The sequence below is a fragment of the Bowmanella denitrificans genome (assembly GCF_039522935.1).
In the GTDB taxonomy this organism is placed as follows: domain Bacteria; phylum Pseudomonadota; class Gammaproteobacteria; order Enterobacterales; family Alteromonadaceae; genus Bowmanella; species Bowmanella denitrificans.
Window position 1 is genome coordinate 1 of the sequence record NZ_BAAAEI010000025.1, and the last position, 3,999, is coordinate 3,999.

Here is a 3,999-nt window from a genome sequence, read left to right on the forward strand (position 1 = left end):
GTCCGCATCTGATCTGGTTTTCAATGCGATCTCGTTGACAACACCGAGGGAGTCCATATAAGGCACGAAGTGCACAGAGATGTTAAAAGCTTAGCGCCGCTTGTCCTAGTTATAAACGCCTTCGTGCGCTCTGTGTCTCTGTGGTGAAATAAGATAAAAGGAAGTGAAATGGAGTTGAATATTCGCGGCTTTACAGCAGAGGATGCCAAGGCATTAACAGATATTTTTTACGATGCAGTGCATGGTCCGGCATTGCAGTATTACAGCCAGGAGCAGGTCAATGCCTGGGCACCACTACCCAGGGACTATCCGGCCTGGCAAGCCCGTTTAAGTGCCAAACCGCCTTTTGTGGCGCTGTTTAAGCAAACTCCGGTCGGCTTTATTACCCTGGAAGCTAACGGCCATATTGACTGGACTTACACCCACAAAGATTATCAGCGCCGCGGGGTTGCCGGGGCGCTGTATACACATCTTGAAAAACAGGCAAGGGCCCAGGGCATTGCACAGCTATATGTGGAAGCGTCTTATCTGGCCAGGCCCTTTTTTGCCAAACAGGGCTTTGTACAATCCAGTGAAAATCAGGTTGAGCGCCATGGTCAGATACTGGTGAACTTTTCCATGTATAAATCGCTGGAATAACCGTGATGACAGGGAAGCCTATACCCAGGCAAAAGGGGGTTTTATTCAACAGGTCTTGGCGCAATATAGATAACCGTAACCCCATAAAATTAAAAAATGGAGACCGCTATGCAAAGGAAAGTCATCTGAAAAACTGAAACGGGCCTGTACCTGACCAGCAAGGCGCTAAATCTGAATAACACGGGCGTATCATTTTTCACAATTAGCTAAGGTAGCTTATGTCAGAACTGCATTATGTGGGTTTTTGGGCGCGCGTACTGGCCGCCCTGGTAGATAGCGTGATTATTATGGCCATTACCTGGCCGATTCTGGTGTATTTATTTGGCTGGCAGGCCTTGTTACAAGGTGGCCAGACTATGCTGGCACAATCGGTCAATTTCCTGTTGTCCTGGGTGCTACCTATTCTGGCCATTATCTTGTTCTGGATTTATCGACAGGCCACACCCGGTAAGATGCTGTTAAATGCCCAGATTGTCGATGCCAATACCCTGCAAAAGCCGTCTAAGTCGCAGTGTATTATTCGCTATCTGGGCTATTACATCTCTGCCATCCCACTTGGACTGGGCCTGATTTGGGTGGGTATAGATGCCAAAAAACAAGGCTGGCATGACAAACTGGCCGGTACGTTGGTGATTTATACCAACAAGTCTGACTAGTACTGCCGGTTAGACTGTCGCCTTATGTTCGCGGCCATACGGTTAATATGAGCAACGAGCAAAAGCGGTAAAGCGATATAAGAGATAATTCTGGCAGGTTTTGTGTTAAACTGTTTATTTATACAGTATTTTTGTGTAAGTTGTGTCAATCTTTTCTGGAGTGACACAACACCATGCTAACGATTAAAGAACAGCCGCCCAGCGCGCAGCAATATTGCGATTTGCGCATTGTTGCCGGTTTATCCGCCAAATCCCTGCAAGCTGCGTTGATTGGACTACCCAATTCCCTATATGCGGTGTGTATTTATGACGGCCAGCAGTTGATCGCCATGGGCCGGGTAGTGGGCGATGGTGCTTGCAATTTTGAAGTGGTGGATATTGCGGTCGATCCGCATTATCAGGGGCAGGGGCTGGGCAAGCAGATCATGACTTATATTGACCGCTATCTGACAAAGGCTGTGCTGGCCGGCTCTTATGTCTCGATGATTGCTGATAACCCCGAATTTTATCAAAAATTGGGCTACCGGCTGGTGGCTCCCGCCAGTCAGGGCATGACTAAAAAGTTTATACCCAGGGCTTAGCCACCAAGCGCTCGCAACGGGCTATAGCCTAAGCGGGGTTGAATATCATAAATGGAGATTCCCTATTGCCTTTGACTTTGTTGACGGCAGCCGTGGCCGTTTATCGGTGGAGGAAATACTGCTGAATTTATTAATCCACGGCAGCAATCATCGCGGTATGGCATCCAGGGTGCTAGCCAGTAACGGCCTGGATCGCCCCAGCGATACCTTTACCCGCTATTTGCATCAGGCGGAGCCATTTCGGCGAGAGGAATAGGCTGGCCCTCCACAAGGGCCGACACTATAGTGATTTATCTCAGGCCGATTGATTAGATTTTATTGTGACTTTTTTAAATGCACATAATTTTGTAACGAGAACAAGGAAGTTAGGCCACTTTTTTGTGTTGTCATTTTTATTTTTAACGACGCCATCCTGTATAGCTAACAATCAAATGGAATTAGAACATTATATAGGGCTTTACCAAGTGGTGGATGCTACCTGCTCTCATTCTGAAAGCGAATACAACCCCTGTCAGGGAACTTATTTTGTCGAGATTGTTAAGGGCCAGTTTATCGACGTGTCTGATGCTGAACTTGCCTATGTATTTTGGCATGGAGATCCAGAAATTGCTCCTGAACTACAATATTCTTCCAGTAAATTAGAGGCAAATATTGAGGGTGACAAGATATGGATTAGTCAGGGTCCGGAGTTATCTGAGTATTTCTTATTGGAAGATGGTCAATTGGCGGCATATTTTTCAGAGTACCAGGTAGGGTCGTCAGGTATTAAGAAAACCATCAGGTACAAGTTAATGCCGGTGATTAGAAGCAACTTACCTGGCTTTCGCCTTAACTACCCAGGCAACAAATGAGGCAGGTTCTGCGTATGCGGTAAAATCTGTCTGTTCGCTAACCTGAGTGCGCAGATCTTAGGGGAGATAGATGGAACTTAAAGATAAGATTGTGGCGCTGGAAGCGCGTCTGCGTAACGCTATGCTAAACGCCGATATCGGCGAGCTGGATGCGCTGCTGGCCGACGACTTGCTGTTTACCAATCATCTGGGCCAGCTTCAATCCAAGCAGGACGATATCCAGGCGCACCGTTCTGGGCTGTTAACGATCAGCTCTCTGGAGTTAGCCGACCTTACGATTAAGCCTCTTGGCGATATAGCCATAGTGACTGTGCAAGCCGATATTCAAGGCACCTATGCCGGGCAACCTGCCAATATAGTGCTAAGATTTACCCGTATCTGGGCCAAACAGGGTGATGAATTTCAGGTTGCCGCTGCCCATGCATCCGCTTTGGCGTAAGATGATTACACAGTTATATGCCAGCGATAATAGCTGTGTTTATCCTTTCCTAAACGTACCCACAGCCACATAAACGCCATAGTGCAGAACATCATCGCCTCTCCCTGATATCAAATTGGTGCAGCCAAGAAAACTCTTGCTAGGCAAGGGGTTAGAAGCATGCTACAAAATAGTTATGCAGAAGTGCGGACAATGGCCATGTTTTCACACAGATAATAAAGCTATATCTAGGGAGAGTTTATGGATCTTCAGCACGTAGAGGAATTCGAAAAGTTCGTAAAAACTGAGGTGAAGGCAGCTGCCACTGAATTACAGGGTCTTGAAGAAGGGAGTCGAACGCATCTCCAAAAGCTAGTCTACACAAACCTTGTAGACAGGTTTGATGTGATGATAGACAAAACCATTCTTGCAAATGCGCTTCATGAAAACCTTCTAGAGGAATCCTTAAAAAACTGGATTCACCTGTTACAGAGGCTGAAGTATTAAGATTACTGTTAGATGGTGACAATATTCACAATGTGGTTGAATCTAGAGTTAAAACTGTTTTGAGTAACGGAATTCTTAGGGGGCGTCACTCTAGGAAGTTATCGAAAATCTTTGAATTGTTCAGCGTGAAAGATGATGTTTGGAATAAACCAAGGGTAAATAATGCAACAGGTAAAATTTCATCATCATTCAAAGTGCAAAATAAGAAAGTACCTGGTTCGATATGTGGATTCGCAGACTGGACGTATTCAAGACGTAATTCGATAGTTCACGGTGGTGGCCAGGGCGGGATCAAACTTTGTAAATCATCTTAAAGTCTGATCAAATACGCGCAGTTTCCCTTACCA

The 3,999-nt window shown here is 46.0% G+C and carries 7 protein-coding genes; all 7 read left to right on the forward strand.

Translation table 11 applies throughout. The features are described from left to right. The first annotated feature begins 168 nt into the window (after nt 1–168). The 7 genes from ABD028_RS20205 (at nt 169) to ABD028_RS20235 (ending at nt 3,652) form a co-directional block, all read left to right on the forward strand. Nucleotides 169–639 (forward strand): GNAT family N-acetyltransferase, encoded by a 471-nt coding sequence (locus ABD028_RS20205; RefSeq protein ID WP_343847249.1) that lies wholly within the window; start codon nt 169–171, stop codon nt 637–639. 218 nt (nt 640–857) lie between these two features. After that, nucleotides 858–1,295, forward strand: a complete 438-nt coding sequence (locus ABD028_RS20210; RefSeq protein WP_343847250.1) for an RDD family protein — start codon at nt 858–860, stop codon at nt 1,293–1,295. 173 nt (nt 1,296–1,468) lie between these two features. Further along, entirely contained in the window at nt 1,469–1,876 is a 408-nt protein-coding gene (locus ABD028_RS20215; RefSeq protein WP_343847251.1) for a GNAT family N-acetyltransferase, read from the forward strand. A gap of 106 nt (nt 1,877–1,982) precedes the next feature. Next, a complete protein-coding gene (locus ABD028_RS20220; protein ID WP_343847252.1) occupies nt 1,983–2,132 on the forward strand; it encodes a hypothetical protein in 150 nt (49 codons plus the stop codon). Nucleotides 2,133–2,307: 175 nt separating this feature from the next. Next, nucleotides 2,308–2,727 (forward strand): hypothetical protein, encoded by a 420-nt coding sequence (locus tag ABD028_RS20225; protein ID WP_343847253.1) that lies wholly within the window; start codon nt 2,308–2,310, stop codon nt 2,725–2,727. Between the two features lie 70 nt (nt 2,728–2,797). Then, entirely contained in the window at nt 2,798–3,166 is a 369-nt protein-coding gene (locus ABD028_RS20230; protein ID WP_343847254.1) for a nuclear transport factor 2 family protein, read from the forward strand. Between the two features lie 240 nt (nt 3,167–3,406). Further along, nucleotides 3,407–3,652 (forward strand): hypothetical protein, encoded by a 246-nt coding sequence (locus ABD028_RS20235; RefSeq protein WP_343847255.1) that lies wholly within the window; start codon nt 3,407–3,409, stop codon nt 3,650–3,652. Nucleotides 3,653–3,999: the final 347 nt, after the last annotated feature.

Bases quoted from the DNA above. Each gene is read 5' to 3' on its own strand.
- ABD028_RS20215 (WP_343847251.1), top strand. From the start codon at position 1,469: ATGCTAACGATTAAAGAACAGCCGCCCAGCGCGCAGCAATATTGCGAT.
- ABD028_RS20225 (WP_343847253.1), top strand. From the start codon at position 2,308: ATGGAATTAGAACATTATATAGGGCTTTACCAAGTGGTGGATGCTACC.
- ABD028_RS20210 (WP_343847250.1), top strand. From the start codon at position 858: ATGTCAGAACTGCATTATGTGGGTTTTTGGGCGCGCGTACTGGCCGCC.
- ABD028_RS20235 (WP_343847255.1), top strand. From the start codon at position 3,407: ATGGATCTTCAGCACGTAGAGGAATTCGAAAAGTTCGTAAAAACTGAG.
- ABD028_RS20205 (WP_343847249.1), top strand. From the start codon at position 169: ATGGAGTTGAATATTCGCGGCTTTACAGCAGAGGATGCCAAGGCATTA.
- ABD028_RS20230 (WP_343847254.1), top strand. From the start codon at position 2,798: ATGGAACTTAAAGATAAGATTGTGGCGCTGGAAGCGCGTCTGCGTAAC.